General features: G+C 68.3%; 15 protein-coding genes. 12 read left to right on the top strand and 3 right to left on the bottom strand.

Annotated elements, in window-relative coordinates; all coding sequences use genetic code 11:
- Positions 1 to 9: 9 nt before the first annotated feature.
- The 12 genes from BM436_RS06855 (at position 10) to BM436_RS06800 (ending at position 15,225) form a co-directional block, all read left to right on the top strand.
- Positions 10 to 2,412 (top strand): glycoside hydrolase family 3 protein, encoded by a 2,403-nt coding sequence (locus BM436_RS06855; RefSeq protein WP_093554743.1) that lies wholly within the window; start codon positions 10 to 12, stop codon positions 2,410 to 2,412.
- A gap of 77 nt (positions 2,413 to 2,489) precedes the next feature.
- Positions 2,490 to 3,098 (top strand): NADPH-dependent FMN reductase, encoded by a 609-nt coding sequence (locus BM436_RS06850; protein WP_093554742.1) that lies wholly within the window; start codon positions 2,490 to 2,492, stop codon positions 3,096 to 3,098.
- A 79-nt stretch (positions 3,099 to 3,177) separates the two neighbouring features.
- Positions 3,178 to 5,328: a TonB-dependent receptor gene (locus BM436_RS06845; RefSeq protein ID WP_229489461.1), complete on the top strand. Its 2,151-nt coding sequence runs from the start codon at positions 3,178 to 3,180 to the stop codon at positions 5,326 to 5,328.
- A gap of 18 nt (positions 5,329 to 5,346) precedes the next feature.
- The gene (locus BM436_RS06840; protein WP_093554740.1) at positions 5,347 to 6,033 is read left to right on the top strand and encodes a gluconate 2-dehydrogenase subunit 3 family protein; all 687 of its coding nucleotides are present in this window, start codon (positions 5,347 to 5,349) and stop codon (positions 6,031 to 6,033) included.
- Positions 6,034 to 6,044: 11 nt separating this feature from the next.
- Complete coding sequence (locus tag BM436_RS06835; protein ID WP_093554739.1) at positions 6,045 to 7,739, top strand: GMC family oxidoreductase; 1,695 nt, start codon at positions 6,045 to 6,047, stop codon at positions 7,737 to 7,739.
- A gap of 84 nt (positions 7,740 to 7,823) precedes the next feature.
- Positions 7,824 to 8,471: a TetR/AcrR family transcriptional regulator gene (locus BM436_RS06830; RefSeq protein ID WP_093554738.1), complete on the top strand. Its 648-nt coding sequence runs from the start codon at positions 7,824 to 7,826 to the stop codon at positions 8,469 to 8,471.
- 110 nt (positions 8,472 to 8,581) lie between these two features.
- Positions 8,582 to 9,532, top strand: coding sequence for a sugar phosphate isomerase/epimerase family protein (locus BM436_RS06825; RefSeq protein ID WP_229489452.1), 951 nt, complete (start codon positions 8,582 to 8,584; stop codon positions 9,530 to 9,532).
- A 15-nt stretch (positions 9,533 to 9,547) separates the two neighbouring features.
- Entirely contained in the window at positions 9,548 to 10,516 is a 969-nt protein-coding gene (locus BM436_RS06820; RefSeq protein WP_093554737.1) for a sugar phosphate isomerase/epimerase family protein, read from the top strand.
- A gap of 48 nt (positions 10,517 to 10,564) precedes the next feature.
- Complete coding sequence (locus tag BM436_RS06815; protein WP_093554736.1) at positions 10,565 to 11,824, top strand: MFS transporter; 1,260 nt, start codon at positions 10,565 to 10,567, stop codon at positions 11,822 to 11,824.
- A gap of 26 nt (positions 11,825 to 11,850) precedes the next feature.
- On the top strand, positions 11,851 to 12,624 hold the full coding sequence (locus BM436_RS06810; RefSeq protein ID WP_093554735.1) for a TIM barrel protein: 774 nt from the start codon (positions 11,851 to 11,853) through the stop codon (positions 12,622 to 12,624).
- 86 nt (positions 12,625 to 12,710) lie between these two features.
- Entirely contained in the window at positions 12,711 to 13,682 is a 972-nt protein-coding gene (locus BM436_RS06805; RefSeq protein WP_177307015.1) for a TIM barrel protein, read from the top strand.
- A gap of 307 nt (positions 13,683 to 13,989) precedes the next feature.
- A complete protein-coding gene (locus tag BM436_RS06800; protein WP_143132997.1) occupies positions 13,990 to 15,225 on the top strand; it encodes a hypothetical protein in 1,236 nt (411 codons plus the stop codon).
- On the opposite strand, the gene BM436_RS06795 is transcribed toward BM436_RS06800, so the two are convergent.
- From BM436_RS06795 to BM436_RS06785, 3 genes are read right to left on the bottom strand one after another with little or no spacing between them, the layout of a single operon-like run.
- Positions 15,203 to 16,720, bottom strand: coding sequence for an MFS transporter (locus BM436_RS06795; protein WP_093554732.1), 1,518 nt, complete (start codon positions 16,718 to 16,720; stop codon positions 15,203 to 15,205). The two genes, BM436_RS06800 and BM436_RS06795, sit on opposite strands and share 23 nt — an antisense overlap.
- A gap of 52 nt (positions 16,721 to 16,772) precedes the next feature.
- Entirely contained in the window at positions 16,773 to 17,681 is a 909-nt protein-coding gene (locus BM436_RS06790; protein WP_093554731.1) for a LysR family transcriptional regulator, read from the bottom strand.
- Positions 17,682 to 17,711: 30 nt separating this feature from the next.
- Entirely contained in the window at positions 17,712 to 18,746 is a 1,035-nt protein-coding gene (locus BM436_RS06785; RefSeq protein ID WP_093554730.1) for a LacI family DNA-binding transcriptional regulator, read from the bottom strand.
- Positions 18,747 to 18,846 lie beyond the last annotated feature (100 nt).

Raw genomic sequence — 18,846 nt, 5'->3', positions numbered from 1 at the left:
GAGATCGGAATGACGAGAGAGTTGACCCTGGACGAGATGGCCATGCTGACCGCCGGCGCGTCGATGTGGGCGACGGCGGCGGTGCCTGAGGCGGGCATCCCGCCGCTGCACATGGCGGACGGCCCGATGGGCGTGGCCGGCGCCCGCATCGACGAGCGCGACGTCTCGCTGCTGACGCCTTCGCCGGTGGCGCTGGGCGCCAGCTGGGACACGGCGCTGGCGCAAAGGGTGGGGCGCCTGGTGGGCGGTGAGGCGATACGCCACGGCGTGGACCTGATGCTGGCCCCCAACCTGAACCTGGCCCGCAGCCCGCTGGCCGGCCGCGCCTTCGAGTACTACTCGGAGGACCCGCTGCTGTGCGGCGCGCTGGGCGCGTCCTGGATCCGGGGCTGCCAGTCGGTGGGCACCGGCGCCATCGCCAAGCACCTGGTGTGCAACGACAGCGAGACCGCGCGTGACCAGATGAACGCCGTGGTCGACGAGCGCACGCTGCGCGAGGTCTACCTGCTGCCGTTCGAGATGGCGGCGGGCGCGGACTGCGCCGGCATGCTCACTGCCTACAACAAGGTCAATGGCGACTGGTGCGCCGAGGCGGCGCCCGTGATCCGGCGCGTGGCCAAGGACGAGTGGAACTTCCCCGGCGTGTTCATGAGCGACTGGTTCGGCACCCATTCCACCGCCGGCTCGCTGGCCGGCGGCCTGGACCTGGAAATGCCGGGACCGGCCCGCCACCTGGGCGCGCGCAGCGCCGCCGCCGTGGAGCGGGGCGAGGTTCCGCTGGAACGCCTGCGGGACGCGGCCGAACGCGTGGCCACCGCCGCGCGCCGCTTCGGCGCGGGGAAGGGGGCGCCCATGCCGGACGGCGAGGCGGCCGCCCTGTTGACCGAGGCCGCCGCCGCCGGCTTCACGCTGGTGCGCAACGAGGACGCCATGCTGCCGCTGGACACCAGGCGCTGGCCGCGCATCGCCGTCATCGGCCCCAACGCCAGCGCGCCTTGCTTCCAGGGCGGCACCTTCGCCAAGATCGCCGTCAAGCCGGATGCGGCGCTGCCGCTGGAGGCGCTGCGAGCGCGCTTCGGCGAGGCGCTGGTGTGCTACGAGCCCGGCGTCGACCCGCAGCCCAAGCTGCCGCGCATGACCGTGACACCGGCCCGCGCGCTGGGCGACGGCCGCGTCAAGGGCATGACTGTGGACTACTTCGACAACGCCGCGCTGGAAGGCGCGCCGCTGCTGAGCGAAACGCGCGACACCAACTCGCTCACCTGGTTCCACGGCGTGCATCCTGCCGGCGCCTTGCAGCGCGCCGCCGCCACCCGCGCCAGCGGCGTCTACACGGCCGCCGAATCGGGCGAGCACCTGTTCTACGTGGGCGGCACCGGCGCCTTGCGCCTGCTGGTCGGCGGCGAGGAGGTGTTCCGCCGCGACGAGCAGCTGGCGCCCGGCGACGTGATGGGCCGCCTGAAAAGCGGCGACGCCGATTGCGTCGGCATCGCGCTGGAGCGGGGCGGGGAAGTGGACGTGGTGGTGGAGCTGCGCTACACCGCCGCGCGCTGCCAGGGCTTGTGGTACGGCGTGCGCGGTCCCGGCGGCGCCGAGGCCATGATGGCGCGCGCCGAACAGGCCGCCCGCGAGGCCGACGCGGTGATTCTGGTGGTGGGCGAGACGTCCGACGCCAGCGTGGAGAGCAAGGACAGGCCGGACACCCGCCTGCCGGCGGAGCAGGTCGCGCTGATCGAGCGCGTTTGCGCGGCCAATCCGGACACGGTGGTGGTCACCAACGTCGGCCACGCCTTCGACACGCGCTGGGCGGACCGGGCCAGGGCGGTGCTGCACTGCTGGTATCCGGGCCAGGAGTTCGGCCCGGCGCTGGCCCAGGTGCTGGCGGGCGACCGCGAACCGGGCGGGCGCATGCCCGTCACCATCGCGCGCGAGGACGCGGACTACCCGGCGCTGTCGCTGCAACCGGACGCCAACGGCGACCTGCGCTACGGCGACGGCGTGCGGATCGGCTACCGGGGCCTGGCCGCCAACGGCGTCAAGCCGCGCCAGGCGTTCGGCAGCGGCTTCGGCTACGCGGCCTTCGCCATGCGCGACGCGCGCGTGGTCCGGGACGAGGGCGGTGGCGCGGACGGCGGCTGGCTGGTGACGGTCACGCTGCGCAACACCAGCGGCAGGGCCGGCGCGGAGGTGGTGCAGGTGTACCGCGCGCAGCCGGAACTGACGCTGGTGGCCTTCGCCAAGGTGGCGCTGGAAGCGGGCGAGGAGCGCGAGGTGCGCATCCCGGTCGCCTTGCGCCGCCTGCAGGTGTGGCGCGACGGCTGGAGCACGCTGCCCGGCGCGGTCGACCTGCTGATCGGGCGCGCCAGCGACGAGCTGCCGCTGGCGGTGCAAGTGGTCCCGCGGGGCGTTTGAACAAACAAGCTAAACAAGCGTGGCGGGCCGCCGGTCCGCCACGCAAACCAGGCAATCAAGAAAACAGGAGAGACATCATGAACCAGCCATCCATCGTCGCGAAAGCCAACGGCCGCGCGCCCTACATCGTCGGCATCGGCGGCACCACCCGTCCCGGCTCCAGCACCGAAAGCGCCCTGCGGGTGGCGCTGGAGCACGCCCGTGAACTGGGCGCGCACACCGATTTGTTCGGCGGCGAGGCGCTGGCCGCGCTGGAAGGCTATTCGCCGGAACAGAACGAGCGCAGCGAGGGCCAGCGCGCCATCGTCGAGGCGGTGCGCCGCGCCGACGCGGTGATCTTCGCCTCGCCCGGCTACCACGGCGGCGTGTCCGGCCTGGTGAAGAACGCCATCGACCTGCTGGAGGACTTGCGCGCGGACGAGCGCGTGTACCTGGACGGCATGCCGGTGGGCTGCATCGTCACGGCGGCCGGCTGGCAGGGCTGCAACACCACGCTGGGCGCCATGCGCTCCATCGTGCACGCGCTGCGCGGCTGGCCCACGCCCCTGGGCGTGACCCTGAACACGGCCGGCACGCGCCTGTTCGGCGCCGACGGCCAGTGCCTGGACGAGCAGGTGAAAACCAGCCTGCGCCTGCTGGCGGAGCAGGTGGTGGGCGCGCGCAGCACGTCGGCGGCGCATCAATAAAAATTAGAATGTTGGTTCTATAAATTGTGCTATGCTCATCCGCAGCAAGCATAAAAAAACCAGAAATCCGGAGACAAGCGTGCCCCACCCAACCGTTGCAAACCGCATGGCCCTGGTCCGGCCGCGCCAGGCGCTGATCCTGGCCGGCTGGTGCGCGGCCGGCGCCGCCGCCGCCCAGGAGGCGCCGATGATCGAAGTGGTCGTCACGGCGCAGAAGATCGCCCAGCCCGCGTCCAAGACGCCCTTGTCGCTGTCCGTCATCGGCAGCGAGGAACTGCGCCAGGCCGGCGCCACCAACGCGGTGGCGCTGACCGAGCTGGCGCCCAACGTGCAGATATCGACCGACTCGGGCAAGCTGCAGGTCGCCATCCGGGGCGTGGTCAGCCTGGACACCGGCGAGAAGGGCGACTCGTCCACCGCCTTCAACGTGGACGGCGCCTACGTCGGGCGCACCGAGGCGCAACTGGGCGCCTTCCTGGACCTGGAGCGCATCGAGGTGCTGCGCGGGCCGCAGGGCACGCTGTACGGACGCAACGCCACCGCCGGCGCCATCAACCTGATCACCAACAAGCCCGGCCCCCGGCTGGAGGGTCGCGTGGACACCGACATCGGCGACTACGGCGCGCGCCGCGCGGAGGCCATGCTCAATGTGCCGGTGAACGGCGCGCTGGCGCTGCGCGCCGCCGCCACCGCCGTGCGGCGCGACACCTACCTGCGTCCCGGCCCCAACACGGTGGGGCTGGAGAACCAGGACGACAACGCGGCCCGCCTGCACGCGCTGTTCACGTTCTCGCCCGCCACCTCGTGGCTGCTGACGGCGGAGCGCAGCAAGTCCGGCGGCAACGGCGGCAGCACCGTGCCGCTGACGAACTTCTTCAGCGGCGCGCCCATCGCGGGCGGCAACAACCTGGCCGACCCCGTGTACGTGGACCGGGGCGCGCGCGCGCAACTGACCGCCGCCAGCCGCTTCATCAACAGCGACACCCACAAGCGCGACGTGGCCAGCTCGCTGCGCTCCGAGTTCAAGACCACGCTGGGCGCGGTGGACCTGACCTACCAGCTCGCGCGGCTGCGCGCGGAGGTGGACCAGATCAACAACGGCACCTACTTCGGCTTCCCGCTGTACAGCGTGGTGCGGGGCGAGTCGACCCAGCTCACGCACGAGCTGCGCCTCAACTCGGCCGGCAAAAGTGCGTTGAGCTGGGTGGCGGGCCTGTACCACTTCGACGAGGAGATCTTCCGCGCCTCCACCTACAACACACAGACGCCCGGTCCCTTGATCACGGTGCCGTTCCGGCCGGAGGTGCACAGCGGCTCGAAGGCCGCCTTCGGGCAGGCCACCTGGCGCCTGGGCGACAAGCTGCGCGTGACGGCGGGCGCGCGCGCCACGCGCGACGAGAAGTCCGGCCACGACCCGCTCAGCGGCAGCGCCACGGGCCCGGGCTACAGCGCCCGCGTCGAGAGCGCGAAGTCCAACTTCCGCCTGGCCGCGGACTACGACATGCTGCCGGCCGTGATGCTGTACGGGAGCGTCTCCACCGGCTACAAGGCGGGCGGCTTCAACGACACCAGCGGCTCGGGCTACAAGCCGGAGAACATCGTCTCCATCGAGGGCGGCGTCAAGGGCCGCTTCCTCGGCAACAAGCTGCGCCTGAGCGCCGCCGCCTTCCACTACGACTACAAGGACATGCAGCTCACCTCCGTGGTCTGCGCCGGCGCCGGCACGGCGGCCAACTGCGGCGCGCTCACCACCAACGCCTCCAGCGCCAACATCAAGGGCGTGGAGGTCGAGGGCAGCTACGCGGCCACGCCGGACGACCGCGTCACCTTCTCGGCCGCCACGGCGGACGGCAAGTTCAACGCCTACCAGCCGGTGGCGGGGCGGGACTGGTCCGGCCAGCAGATCGACCGCGCGCCGGCCTACAACGCCAGCCTGGGTTACGCCCACACCTTCGCGCTGGAGAGCGGCGCCAGCGTCGCGGCCCGCGTGGGCACGCGCCTGAACGGCGCCTACTTCCTCAGCGACTCGGCGGCGGCGGTGCGTTACCGGCAGCCGTCCTACCGCAAGTCCGACGCCAGCTTGGGCTACACGGCGCCGTCGCAGCGCTATTTCGTCCAGGCCTATGTGCGCAACATCGAGAACACGGTGACCATCGAAAGCCTGCTGCCCGGCGGCTTCGGCCTGGGCGCCCCCCGCACGTTCGGGCTGCGCGCGGGCGCGCAGTTCTAGTTCAGTAGAAAGGCAAGCATGAAGATCAGTAAAGTGCAGTTCACCAGCCTGCCCGGCGCGGCGCACGGCGATCACCACGATCACGCGGACCACGGCGGGCACGCCGAAGGCGGCGTCTCGCGCCGCGACGTGCTGGCCGCGCTGCTGGCCGGCGCCGCCGTGGCCGGCGTGTGGAGCAGCGCCTCGGCCGCCGCCGCGCTGAAGGCGGCGGGCGCCCCTGCGCCATCGAACCCGGGCCTCGGCAAGGCGGAGCTGGCGGTGCTGACGGCCGCCGCCGAGGTCATCGTCCCCGCCACCGACACGCCCGGCGCCACCGAGGCCGGCGTGCCGCAATTCATCGACGCCCTGGTGGCGCGCTGGATGCGCGCCGACGAGGCGGCCCGGTTCCGCGACGGCCTGGCCGCGCTGGACGCCAGCGCCCGCGAGCGCTTCCAGCGCGGCTACGCCGAATGCACGGCGGAGCAGGGCGCCGCGCTGCTGCAGGCGCTGCGCGAGTCCAGCCCCTACACCGGCCGCACCTTCTCGCTGGCCGACCGGGTCACGGACCCCAAGGCGCCGTTCTACCTGCGCCTGCGCGACCTGGTGGTGCTGGGCTACTTCACCTCCGAGGCGGGCAGCACCAGGGAACTGCGCTATCTGCCGGTGCCCGGCAAGTTCGAGTCCAACCTGGACATCAAGACCTGGCCCTACCAGACCGTCATCTAAGAAGGAGCGACATGAGCAAATCCACCCAATTCGACGCCATCGTCATCGGCTCCGGCATCACCGGCGGCTGGGCGGCCAAGGAGTTCACCGAGAAGGGCCTGAAAACGCTGGTGCTGGAGCGCGGCGGCCTGGTCGAGCACCAGAAGGGCTACACCCACGAATTCACGCCGCCGTGGCAGGCGCCCAACCAGGGCCTGCCCGACCGCGAGCTGGACGAGCGCGAGTATCCAATCCAGAGCAAGATCGAGCGCGGCGCCTTCAGCTGGGCCAACCGCCACTACTGGATCAACGACCGCGAAAACCCCTACGAGCAGGTGAAGCCCTTCCGCTGGCACCGCACCAACGTGCTGGGCGGACGCTCGCTGACCTGGGGCCGCCAGTCCTACCGCTGGGGCGACGACGACTTCCGCGCCAACGCGCGCGACGGCCACGGCAACGACTGGCCGATCCGCTACGCCGACCTGGCGCCGTGGTACACCCACGTCGAGAAATTCATCGGCGTGAGCGGCCAGGCCGAGGGCATGGACAGCTTCCCCGACGGCCACTTCCTGCCGCCGATGGAGATGACGGCCGTGGAGCGCGCGCTGAAGCAGCGCATCGAGGCCAAGTGGCAGGACCGCCGCCTGACCATCGGCCGCGTGGCCAACCTCACCGTGCCGCACAATGGCCGCGGCCCGTGCCAGAACCGCAGCATCTGCAACCGCGGCTGCTCCTTCGGCGCCTATTTCAGTTCGCTCAGCGCGACCCTGCCGGCGGCGCAAAAGACCGGCCGCCTGACGGTGCGCACCGACAGCGTGGTGGAGGCCATCGAGGTCGATCCGCGCACCAGGCAGGCCACCGGCGTGCGCGTCATCGACGCCAAGACGGGCCAGCGCATGACCTTCAAGGCCAAGGTGGTGTTCCTGTGCGCGTCCACCTTCGGCAGCGTGCAGATCCTGCTGCAGTCGCGCAGCGCGGCCCACCCCAACGGCATCGGCAACCACAGCGACGCGCTGGGCCGCTACCTGATCGACCACCACGGCGTCGGCGCCTTCGCCGAGATCCCCGGTTTCGACGACAGCAACTACAAGGGCCGCCGCGCCACCGGCGTCTACATGCCGCGCTTCCGCAACCTGGGCGGGCAGGACGCGGATGCCGACTTCACGCGCGGCTACGGCTTCCAGGGCGGCGCCATGCGCGACGACTGGACCAACACCGCCGCGCTGACGGACGATTTCGGCGCAGGCATGAAGCGCAACATCGCGCGGCCGGGCCGCTGGATCGCCTTCCTGGGCGCGTTCGGCGAGCAGCTGCCGCAGGCGCACAACAGGGTCACGCTGAACGACAAGAACCCGGGCGGCTTCGGCCTGCCGCAACTGAGCTTCGACGTGGCCTACGGCGAGAACGAGCGGCGCATGGCGGTGGACGCGGGCAAACAGGCGGAGCAAATGCTGCTGGCGGCCGGCGCCAAGCGGGTGCAACTGATCCCGGCGCGCGCGCTGCCCGGCGTCTCCATCCACGAGATGGGCGGCGCGCGCATGGGGCACGACCCGGCGGAGTCGGTGCTCAATGGGCGCAACCAGGTGCACGGCGTGCGCAACCTGTTCGTCACCGACGGCTCGGCGATGGCCTCCGGCGGCACCGTCAACCCGTCGCTGACCTATATGGCGCTGACGGCGCGCGCGGTGGACTACGCGGTGGCCCAGCTGAAGGCGGGGCGGCTGTGAGGCGGCCGGCGTTCCCTTCGCCACGGGCTTTGGCTATAATCAGAATGTTGATTCTTACTTAACTATACTTTGCCTACCATTCCCATGCCGTCCACCAGCGCCCACGCGCGCGCGCCGAAACAAGGCCGCAGCCGCCAGTCCTTCGAACGCATCATCGAAGCCACCATCGACCTGCTGCGCGAGCGGGCCTACGACCAGATCACGCTGGCCGAGATCTGCCAGCGCTCCGGCGTTTCGACCGGCTCCCTGTATGGCCGCGTCGATGGCAAGGACGAGTTGCTGCGCGTGGTGCAGGTGCGCTTCCTGGAACGCATGGGGGAGCGCTTCACCGAGGAGGCCGAGCGCATCGCGCAAGAGGCGCGCGGCCTGGAGCAGGTGGTGCCGGCCGTGGTGGCGGGGCTGGGCACGCTGCTGAAGGAAAACGCCAGCGTGCTGCGCGCCTTCATGCTGCGCGGCCCCAGCGACGCGGCCATCAACTCGGCGGGGCGGCAGTCGGCCGAGGACAACCACGCCAAGTTCATCCGCTTGCTGCGGGCCTGCGGCGCCGAGATCCGCCACCCGAACCCGGAGCGCGCCATCGATTCCGCCATGCTGCTGATCTACGCCACCCAGGCCCGCTTCCTCGGCCTGGACAGCGTCGGCGGCATGGGCGAGGCCAGCAGCTGGAACGAGCTGCTCACCGACCTGGGCGACATGGTGCTGGCCTTCCTGCTGTTCGTGCCCAAGCGCTGACGCGCGCCGGCCGCCAATGCGCGGCCACGCGCGGCGCTTCGGATAAAAATATAACTATAATTCTAATTATAAATTTAACCTTCATTGCATCACCCACCCAAAGGAAAGAAATGACAGCGACCACCCCCAAACTGCGCTGGGCCTATATGGACCACTGGCGCATCGACACCCCGCAGGGGCAGTTGTCCCAGTACACCTCGGTGAAGCGCTTCGACGCCTTCCTCAAGCAGATCTCGGCCATCGGCTACGAGGCCATCGAGACCTTCGACTTCCACCTGGGACCGCTGCGCGAGCTGTTCGGATCGTTGGAGAACGCGCGCGCCTTCATGCAGGAGCGCGGCATCGACAAGGTGCTGAGCCTGTTCCACGCGGTCATGTACGACGAGCGCCAGAGCGCGCCGCACGTGCGCGCCACGCACGACCACATCTTCAACTACGCCCAGCACATCATGCGCTCCAGCGTGGGCCTGGGCGTGGAGAACTTCATCGTCATGCCGGCCGGCCTGTACTACGACGTCGAGCCGGTCACCGACGACAAGCTGAAGGCCTGCGCCGAGCTGTGGAACCGGGTCGGCAAGATGACGCTGGAATACGGCGTCAAGACCTGCTGCCACCACGAGTTCTTCTGCGGCATCCGCAGCGCCGAGCAGCTGCGCAAGTTCTACGAATACACCGACCCGCGCTACGTGTTCTTCTACTGCGACACCGCGCAGCACGTGATCGCCGGCGTGGACCCGGTGGACCTGTACCTCAAGCTGCACGACCGCTGCGGCGGCTTCCACATGAAGGACACCCACCACGTCGACCTGACCGGCGACTACCGCCGCCGTCCGGACGCCGAGGTGATGGCGCCCACCACGCCGCGCTGGTTCCACGAGATGGGCACGCCGGAGGGCCTGGTGGACTTCCCCGCGCTGCTGGCGGCGATGAAGGAATGCGGCTACGAGGGCTGGGTCGGCGTCGAGCACGACAAGGCGGACGTCGGCGGCGGCAACTACCCCGAAAGCACGGCATTGTCGGCCTGGTACATCCAGCACGTGCTCAAGAAAATCTACGCATAACCCGGAAGGCAGAACATGAACCAACAAATCAAATGGGGCTACGGCGTCAACCAGTGGAAGGCCGGCTTCACCAGCTTCGCCAGGCTGGAGGAGATCGAGCGCGCGCTCAAGGTCACGGCGGCCTGCGGCTTCGCCGCCGTGGAACTGAACGCGGGCAGCGGCCGCTGGGACCCGATCGGGCGTCCCGAGAACATCGCCATCAACTTCGGCTCGGCCACGCACTTCCGCCTGAAACTGAAGGACTGGGGCATAGACCGCGTGGCCAGCACCTTCTTCGATCCCACGCTGATGAGCTTCGAGGAACTGCACTTCGGCCTGATGAGCACCCAGCCGGCGGACCACGCGCGCATCGTGGCGCAGGCCAGGCTGCACGCCGAGATGCTGGCGGAGCTGGGCGGCGAATTCCTGGTGGTGCGGCCCTTCCCGTCGTTCTGGAAGGAGGGCGCGCTGAACGCCGAACGCCTGGCGGCGGCGGCCGACTGCTGGAACCAGGTCGGCGCCATGGCCGCCGCGCTGGGCCTGAAGACGGTGCTGCACGTGGACGCGCTCTCCGCGCTGCGCGGCGCGGACGAACTGGAACAGCTGATGGCGCTGTGCGACGGCGGCAGCGTGGGCCTGGCCTTCGACACGGCCGAACTGACCATCGCCGGCCACGACGTGGTGGCGCTGTACCGCCGCTTCCACGCCCGCGTGTGGCACTTCCACTTCAAGGACGCGCTGGCGGTGGACACGCTGGACGAGTACAAGCTGCAGAACGCCGAACGCGCGATGATCGCGGCCGGCGGCGAGCGCGAGATCCCGCGCTGGTTCGGCGAGATGGGCACCGGCCTGGTGGACTTCCCGGCGCTGATGGCCGCGATGCGCGAGCTGGGCTATGCTGGCTGGGTGATCGTCGAAAGCGACAAGGGACCGGAGCCCATCGCCAGCGGCATGATGCTCAACAGCTGGTACAGGCGGAACGTGCTGGAACGCGCCGCGCGCTGACCTGCGCCCTTCCTACGCCCGAGGCACCGATACTTTGAAAGGACCACCGTGAATCCTCTTCCATCCACCCCGCCGCGAGCGGCGGGCGGGGCACAGGCCGAAGCCGCGGCCATCGGCGGCGCGCCCGCGCGCCAGGCCGGCGCGGCGCAAGGCATCGCCCTGTTGGCCGTGATGAGCATGCCCACGCTGGCGCTGGCCGCGCTGGTGCCCGGCCTGCCGCAGCTGTTCCAGCAGTTCTCGTCCGTGCCGCGCTTCGAGCTGCTGGTGCCGATGATCATCACCGTGCCTTCGCTGTGCGTGGCGCTGTTCTCCGGCGCGGCCGGCGCCATCGCCGACCGCTGGGGGCGGCGCAAGCTGCTGCTGGCCGCGCTGCTGGCGTTCTCGCTGCTGGGCCTTGCGCCGATGATGTTCGACAGCCTGTGGCTGATCGTCGCCAGCCGGGTGGTGGTGGGGCTGGCCGAGGCGGCCATCCTCACGGTGGGCAACGCGCTGATGGGCGATTACTTCGAAGGGCAGCAGCGGCAGAAGTGGCTGGGCTACCAGAACATGTTCGCGCCGCTGATCGGTTCCGCCATCCTGCTCTCCGGCGGTTTCCTGGCCGGGCTGCACTGGCGCTATCCCTTCCTGCTGTACCTGAGCGGCTTCGCCGTCTTCGCCTTCGCGTTCCACGCGTGCTGGGAGCCGCGCAAGCCGGGCCCTGAACTTCGCGCCGAACACCGCGCCGAACCGCAAGCCGCGAGCTCGCCGTTCCCGTGGCGTTCCACGCTGCTGGTGTGCGGCGTGACGGTGCTGTTCTCGCTGGTGTTCTTCGTGCAGGCGGTGCAGCACGGCCGCATCTTCGGCGACATGGGCGTGGCCTCGCCGGAACGCATCAGCATCCTGGCGACCGTGGCCAGCCTGGGCACGGTGATCGGCGGCTACCTGTTCAAGCGCTACGCGAACGTGCCGGTGAACCTGTGGATGAGCGTCATCCTGGCCTTCTATGGCGTTTGCTACATCGGCGTGGCCTGGGCGCCCAACCTGGCCATCGGCCTGCCGCTGGACGCGCTGGGCCAGGTGGGCGGCGGGCTGCTGCTGCCGGTGCTGGTCACCTGGGCGCTGGGGCACTACGGCTACGAACATCGCGGACGCGGCATGGGCCTGTGGGGCGGCGCCTTCTTCCTGGGGCAGTTCCTCAGTCCCCCGCTGGTCACCCTGATCGGAACCGCGGCTGGCGGCTTCCTGGCCAGCGTGGCCGCCATCGGCGCCATCTGCCTGGCCGTCGCGGCGGCCCTCGGCGGCGCGCACCTGGGCCGCGCGCGGCGATGAATACACACATTAAATGAAAGAAGACTATGCAATTCGCAGCTTGTATTGAATGGATGTTCGTGGAAGGCCATGACGACCTGGCCTCCCGCATACGCGCCGCCCACGCGGCCGGCGTCACCGGCGTGGAGTTCCACCTGTGGCGGGAAAAACCGCTGGACGCGATCGCCGCCGCGCTGGACGAGACGGGCGTGCGCCTGCGCAGCTTCTGCGTGGAGCCGCGCTGCAGCCTGGTCGATCCGGCCGACCACGGCAAGGTGATGGCGGCGGTGGCGGACGCCATCCCCGTGGCGCGGCGCTTCCCCGGCGCGGGCATGGTGGTGGCGTCCGGCTTTACCCGGCCGGACGTGCCGGTGGACGAGCAGTTCGACGCCGCCGTCGCCGTGTTGAAGCGCGCCGCCGCGCTGGCAGCGGAGGCGGGCGCGGTGTTGTGGCTGGAGCCGGTGTACATGGTGGTCAACGGCCAGCGCATGTTCGTCGACACCATCGCGCGCGGCCTCGACATCGTGGCCGCCGTCGACAGTCCCGGCCTGCGCCTGCTGGCCGACGTGTACCACTCGGCGCAGACCGGCGAGGACTTCGCGCAAGCCATCGGCGAGCGCATACCGCTGGTGGCCCACGTGCAGGTCGCCGACACCGACGGCCGCCACGAACCGGGCACCGGCAAGCTGGATTGGCCGGGCGTGATGCAAGTGCTGCGGGAGAAGGGCTACCGGGGCGACATCGGCCTTGAATACTTCCCGACCGTGTCCGGCGTCGAATCGCTGGCGCTGACCAGGCGCGCGTTGGGACTGGATGCCTGAGCGGGCGTCCGCTGAATCCAGGTGACCGGGCCTGGCGTTTCTCGCGAAGCGCCAGGCTTTTTTCTATGCTCAAAGAAAGCAACCATATGCGAGTCGAACCCTCTTCCGCCGGACGACGGCGGATACTGAAGCAACTGGCCGCGCTGGCCGTGATGGCCGATGCCGCCAGCCTCGCCCCGGCGATGGCGCAAAGCACGGCCCAGGCGCAGGCGCCGGCCTATCCGGCCTTCCCGCCGCTGACCGGGCGCCTGCGCCAAGGCCTGACGCCGCATCTCTTCAACGCCGGCATGGAGGACACCTGCCGCATGGCTGCCGCGCTCGGCATCCAGGGCCTGGATTTCGCCAGCGACCCGGCCGACTGGCCGACATTGAAGCGCCATGGCCTGATCGTGTCCGTGCTGCGCGTGGATTATGGCGGCGGCAGCTCCAAGCCGGGCCGCGCGTCCGCGGGACCGCCCGGCTGGAACGCCATCGGCACGCCCGACCGCGACGGCGTGTTCGAGGCCGCGCTGCGGGAGCGCATCGACGCCGCATCGGCCAATGGCATCCCGAACATCATCGTCACCTGCGGCGAGCGGGGAGCGTTGGGTTACGAGGAGGGCAAGAGCAACGCCATCGCCTTCCTCCAGCGGGTGCGTGCGCACGCTGAGGCGCGTGGCGTCACGCTGGTGATGGAAAACATCAACTCCGGCCACCTTGGCGGACCGCCCGCCGCGCCGGGCAGCATGTTCGACCACCTGCCATGGGGCCTGGACGTCGTCACCCAACTCAACTCCCGGCGGGTCAAACTGCTGGTGGACATCTATCACGCCCAGCTCATGGACGGCAACATCGTGAACTTCCTGCGCCAGCACATCGGCAAGATAGGCCACTTCCACGCCGGCGGCGTCCCCGGCCGCAACGAGATCGACGAAAGCCAGGAACTGAACTACCGCCACATCGCCAAGACCATCGCCGACCTGGGCTACCGTGGCTTCATCAGCCACGAATGGACGCCATCGGCGGGCCAGGACAAGGCCGCCATCATCCGCAAGTGCATGGACATCATCGATGTATAGGCGGATTACTCATTGATAGACAATTTCTTGCATAAATTCCTCGTTCTAAAACTATTCAATTCTCACTTGTCAAAATAAAGCCTCATAACCTGCAATAGCGAATATTTCAATGGGCAGGCGGCGAGATATTTGGTAAGTTTGGCGATGTTTTATTGATAATTCGCAATATGTCGAAATGGCAATGCGCTAGCGCAGTGTGCTAACTCACTTGGACACGTTTATGCGTCCAAGGCAAGCAGCCGATCGACGTTGTGTCAATTGCTCGCAGTAGGCGGTATAAGCGCAACAAACCGTGAAGGATCCTGCCATGCGTATTGTGTGCCGTGGAGTCATCTCGATAATCGTCGGGGCATTGTTGAGCTCATGCGCCGAGTTCACCACTTCAACCAAAAATGTTGATTTACGAAGTCAATCGCTGGCACTTGACGTAAAACAACGGGTTGTTATTTCTCAATCGCGTTCAGAAGTCGGACAATCGTTATCTGTGATCTGCGCTGAACCCAGCCCTGATGCGCTGACAGTGATTGGCGCATCTGCCGGAATCTCGCTTAATCGAGGTTCGGGAACATCAGGAAGCTTTGCCACCGCGCTCTCTGAAAGCGGCGCGTTTGTAGGCCTTCGGACTCAGTCCATTCAGCTGCTTCGCGACGCAATGTACCGGCTGTGCGAGGGCTATGCCTCAGGAGCCGTCACCCAGCCCGATTTCGCAGCGATGCAACGGCGCTATCAGAGCACGATGATGGGGTTGATCGCCATTGAGCAACTCACAGGGCCGGTTGTCGCGTCGCAAGCGCTACTGATCGCCAGCGCTGATGCGAAGGCCGGCGCAACGGCCGGCGATGCAGCCGTGTCGACGGCGCAAGCTAAGGTTCAAACTGCTACAGATGCGGTGCTTGTCGCCCAGACTGAGTTGGACAAAGCAAGCGCAAAACTTGAATCATCAAATAAAGGAGTTGCGGACGCTCAGCAGAAGTTGGCTGTCGCTCGAAATGTTAAGCCTCCGGTGCAGGCGGACATCGATTCATTGGTGACTTCCCTCGCGACACTACAGGCTGAGCAGCAGACTTCACAGTTGGATCTGGCCGACAAGCGGCGTAAGCTCGATGCCGCCTATGAGGTGAAACGGCTCGCGGGGATTGAACTGAATCAGGCGAAGTCGAGCGTGGCCGCATCGGGTTCCGGGGCAGGGCGTCTAGGTGATGTCGCCAAAGCGACAACGGATTCCAATGTCGCACTTGCTGCCGCAGTGACCGAAATCGTCAGGGAGATCAATCTCAGCTACACGAAGGATGGTTGCCTGGCATGGATGCTTGAAATTATGCAAAACCCTGAATCCCTTGAAAAGCTGGCCGGATTCGCTGAGAAGGCTCAGTCTCCAAGGGATAACGAGACTCAAGTGAATCCAGTGTTGGTACTGCGCGCAACCATCAACACCTGTCAAAAGATTTTGGAGGCCGAAAGTAAAAGGGTAGCGGAAAAAGAAACCAAGGCCGGAGCGTCGCCGCCTCGGAATCTACCGATCACCGAACCTGGTCGTGGATGATCGGGCATTCCAGAGAACTTTGGTCCCCTAACACTTGCCGTTGTTTTTCCATTGCCTTGGCCAGCCGCGTGGCGCCAAACAGGGCGGCGGCCATCAGGCCGAGGAATAGCGGCAGCACTTGCAAATAGGCATTGGTGTAGTCGGACGCGCTCGCCGTCGTGGCGTGCAGGCCGTGGAAGAATGCCATGCCCGCCAGCGCCACGCCCAGCGCGGCGGCGATCTGCTGCACCGCCGTCAGCAGGCCGGCCGCGACGCCGGCGTCGGACATGGGCACGTCTTGCAGCGTGGCGTTGGACAGCTGCGGTCCGCACAAGCCCATGCCCAGGCCCATGCCGAATTGCGCCACCGCCAGCGCGCCGTGCGCCAGCAGCCCGCCATGCACCGACCACGCGGCCAGGCACAGGCTGAAACTGGTCACGCCCACGCCTATCATCATCACCCGCACGCCCAGCCGCCGGAACAGCCAGGGACCCAGCAGCGTGATGGCGCCCATGGCCCCCAGCGCGATCGGCGCGCAGGCGTAGGCCATCTGCGAGGCGGACAGCCCGATGCCGGTCTGCAGCACGAAGGTCATCACCAGCAGGTAGCCGGGCAGCACGGGGTTGATGCACAGGGTGCACAGCAATCCCAGCGACACCTTCCTCAGCTTGAACAGCGCCGGGCTGACCAGCGCGTCGCCATGCGCGGCCTGCCTCCAGCGCAGGTAACGCACCGTGCCCCAGGCCAGCGGCGCGGTTGCGGCCAGCAGCAGCACCAGGCCCGGTGGCCAGCCGCGGCCCGGTCCCTCGATCAGCGGCGCCAGGATGGCGAACAGCACCACGATGGACAGCGCCGCGCCGCGCAGGTCCACCGCCACCGCGTTCACGCCGCGCCCCGCCGGCAGCAGCAGCACGCCGGCGGCGAGGCTGAACAGGCCGATCGGCAGGTTGATCAGGAAGGTCAGCCGCCAGCCCAGGCCGAACCAGTTGGCGTCGATCAGCAGCCCGCCCACGATGGGCCCGAGCGCGGCCGAGAAGCCGCCCAGGAAGCCGAACACGGTGTAGACCTTGTAGCGCTGCTCGGGCGGATACATCACCTGCACCAGCGCCATCACCTGCGGCACCATCAGCGCCGCGCTGGCGCCCTGCAGCAGCCGCGCGGCCTGCAGCGCGAAAGCGGTGGGCGCCATGCCGCAGGCCATCGAGGTGGCGGTGAACAGCGCGATCCCGATCAGGAACATGCGGCGGTAGCCGTAGCTGTCGCCCAGCCGGCCGCCGACGATCAGCAGCACCGCGAACGCGGTCGCGTAGCCGGCGATGATCCATTCCAGCGCGGCCTTGTCCGCGCCCATGGTCTGGCCGATGGACGGGATGGCGACGTTGATGATGGTGGTGTCCAGCAGGTCCATCACAAAGGCGAGGGCCACCGCGACCAAGGCCAGCGTGCGGCGGCGGGGCGTGAAAGAGGAGGCGGCATGGAAAGCGCTGCCCTCCGTGCTCCTGACGGCTTCATTCATTCGAGTTTTCCTTGTTGTTTCAGTGGCCGGTGCGCGCCGGCCGGGTGGGCCGCTACACGCGCATGGCGGCGGTGACGATCCGGTCGCGTATCCAGCTGATGGCCGGATCGTTGTTGCGGTGCTTATGCCATTGCAGCATCTGGACCAGGCGCGGAATCCGCGGTGGCGGTTCCCACACTTTGATGGGGAGGGTTTCCTGGGCGCGCAGCGCGATGCGGCGGTGCACGGTGGCGATGCGGTCGGTGCCCACCACCAGCGATGGCAGGGCGGTCATGGTCGGCGCGGTCACTTCCACGCGGCGCTTGACGTCGAAGCTTTCCATGAACCAGCCGTCGAAGGTGGACAGCGGGTTGGTGCTGGCGAAGGTGGCGATCACGTGGCCGCAGGCCAGGTAGTCGTCGAAGGTGAGCCGTTCGCGCACGCGCGAGTTGCCGTCCCAGGTGACGCACAGATAGTCCTCCTCGAACAGCGCGGCGGACGGGTGTTCCTTGGACAGGAACTGCGAGGGGATGACGAGGAAGTCCGCGTCGCCCTGTTCCAGCACTTCGGCCGGCTTGTCCGACTGGTCGCGCAGGTTGATGCGCATGCCGGGCGCCTCGCGGTACAGCGTCTCCAGCAGCGCCGGCACCAGCACGGCCGTGGTGTAGTCCGACACCAGGAAGGTGAACACGCGCGTCTCCGCGGCCGGGTCGAACCGCGGCTGGGCGGCGATGGTGCTGTCGATGCGCATCAGCACCTCGCGCACCGGCTCCACCAGCTCCTTGGCGCGCGGCGTGAGCAGCAGTTGGCGTCCGGAGCTGACCAGCAGGTCGTCGTTGAAGTACGCGCGCAGGCGCGCCAGCGCGTTGCTGGTGGCGGGCTGGCTCAGGTGGATCTTCTCGGCGGCGCGGCTGATGCTGCGCTCCGCCAGCAGCGCGTTGAGCGCCACCAGCAGGTTCAGGTCCAGTTTATTGAAACGCATGGCGCCTCCTTGCTTGTCGGGGCGGGCGCGTCAGGCGGACGCGCGCACGATCAGCGCGTGCTGCAGCGTGCACGATTCGGCGGGGCCGCCGGCCAGGCGCTTGAGCAGCAGCTCGGCCGCCGTGGCGCCCAGCTCGCGTACCGGCTGGGCGATGGTGGTGAGCGCCGGCTCGAACACGCGCGCCACCGGGATGTCGTCGAAGCCCATCACCGCGATGTCCTCGGGCACGCGGCGGCCCACCCGGCGGAAGGCCTTGATGGCGCCGATGGCCAGCGTGTCCGACACCGCGAACACCGCCGTCGGCGCCGTCTCCATGGCCAGCAGGGTGCCGGCGGCCTCCATGCCGTACACGTAATCGGTGCCGCGCGCGATGCGCACCAGTTGCGCATCGATGGGGATGTTGGCGCGGCGCAGCGCGAACTCGTAACCCTCGCGGCGCTGGCGCGCCCACTGGTAGTCCTCGTCGGCGGTGAGCAGGGCGATGCGGCGGTGGCCGCGATTGATCAGGTATTGCACCGCGTCGATGGCCGCCTGGCGATGGTCGATGCTCACGTTGGGAATCTCGCCGTCCTCCACGAACTCCGAGCAGGCCACCCACGGCAGGTCGGGGATCTCCATCAGCAGCGGCTTCAGGTCGGCGAAGCGCGCCAGGCTGATCACGCCGTCGGCCAGGCGGTTGTACAGCGAATCGAGCGAGGGGCTGTCGCGCGACAGCGTTTCAGACGCGTCGGCCACCACCAGGCCGTAGCCGTTCTTGCGCGTGACCGATTCCACGCCTTTGACTATCTCGGCGAAATAGGGGTTGGCGAAGTCCGGCACCAGCACCAGCAGCAAGCGCGTCTCGCCGCGCATCAGGCTGCGCGCCAGCGCGTTGGCGCGGTAGCCCAGCGCCGCCACGGCCGCCTCCACGCGCGCCCGGGTGTCGTCGTTCACCGCCTTGGTGCCGTTCAACACGCGCGACACGGTGGCGATGGAGACGCCGGCGTGCTGGGCGACGGCGGAAATGGAGGCGAGCTTGCCGCTGGCGGGGACTGCGGGGGCGGGATCGTTGCGTTTAGTGGACATGGCGGGGCTGGTGGGAAAAAGTTTTCCTACTATACCGGAAAAATCCGTCCCAACCGGCCCTCGGGGGTATTCAAGATTTGGATACGACGTATCGATAAAA

The sequence above is a fragment of the Pseudoduganella namucuonensis genome, from assembly GCF_900116645.1.
In the GTDB taxonomy this organism is placed as follows: domain Bacteria; phylum Pseudomonadota; class Gammaproteobacteria; order Burkholderiales; family Burkholderiaceae_D; genus Rugamonas; species Rugamonas namucuonensis.
This window is presented reverse-complemented; position numbering and strand designations above follow the sequence as displayed.

What these genes read in the sequence shown, in the direction of transcription:
- BM436_RS06805 (WP_177307015.1), top strand. Translation starts at nt 12,711, where the DNA reads ATGCGAGTCGAACCCTCTTCCGCCGGACGACGGCGGATACTGAAGCAA.
- BM436_RS06810 (WP_093554735.1), top strand. Translation starts at nt 11,851, where the DNA reads ATGCAATTCGCAGCTTGTATTGAATGGATGTTCGTGGAAGGCCATGAC.
- BM436_RS06850 (WP_093554742.1), top strand. Translation starts at nt 2,490, where the DNA reads ATGAACCAGCCATCCATCGTCGCGAAAGCCAACGGCCGCGCGCCCTAC.
- BM436_RS06855 (WP_093554743.1), top strand. Translation starts at nt 10, where the DNA reads ATGACGAGAGAGTTGACCCTGGACGAGATGGCCATGCTGACCGCCGGC.
- BM436_RS06785 (WP_093554730.1), bottom strand. Translation starts at nt 18,746, where the DNA reads ATGTCCACTAAACGCAACGATCCCGCCCCCGCAGTCCCCGCCAGCGGC.
- BM436_RS06795 (WP_093554732.1), bottom strand. Translation starts at nt 16,720, where the DNA reads ATGAATGAAGCCGTCAGGAGCACGGAGGGCAGCGCTTTCCATGCCGCC.
- BM436_RS06830 (WP_093554738.1), top strand. Translation starts at nt 7,824, where the DNA reads ATGCCGTCCACCAGCGCCCACGCGCGCGCGCCGAAACAAGGCCGCAGC.
- BM436_RS06800 (WP_143132997.1), top strand. Translation starts at nt 13,990, where the DNA reads ATGCGTATTGTGTGCCGTGGAGTCATCTCGATAATCGTCGGGGCATTG.
- BM436_RS06825 (WP_229489452.1), top strand. Translation starts at nt 8,582, where the DNA reads ATGACAGCGACCACCCCCAAACTGCGCTGGGCCTATATGGACCACTGG.
- BM436_RS06790 (WP_093554731.1), bottom strand. Translation starts at nt 17,681, where the DNA reads ATGCGTTTCAATAAACTGGACCTGAACCTGCTGGTGGCGCTCAACGCG.
- BM436_RS06835 (WP_093554739.1), top strand. Translation starts at nt 6,045, where the DNA reads ATGAGCAAATCCACCCAATTCGACGCCATCGTCATCGGCTCCGGCATC.
- BM436_RS06840 (WP_093554740.1), top strand. Translation starts at nt 5,347, where the DNA reads ATGAAGATCAGTAAAGTGCAGTTCACCAGCCTGCCCGGCGCGGCGCAC.
- BM436_RS06820 (WP_093554737.1), top strand. Translation starts at nt 9,548, where the DNA reads ATGAACCAACAAATCAAATGGGGCTACGGCGTCAACCAGTGGAAGGCC.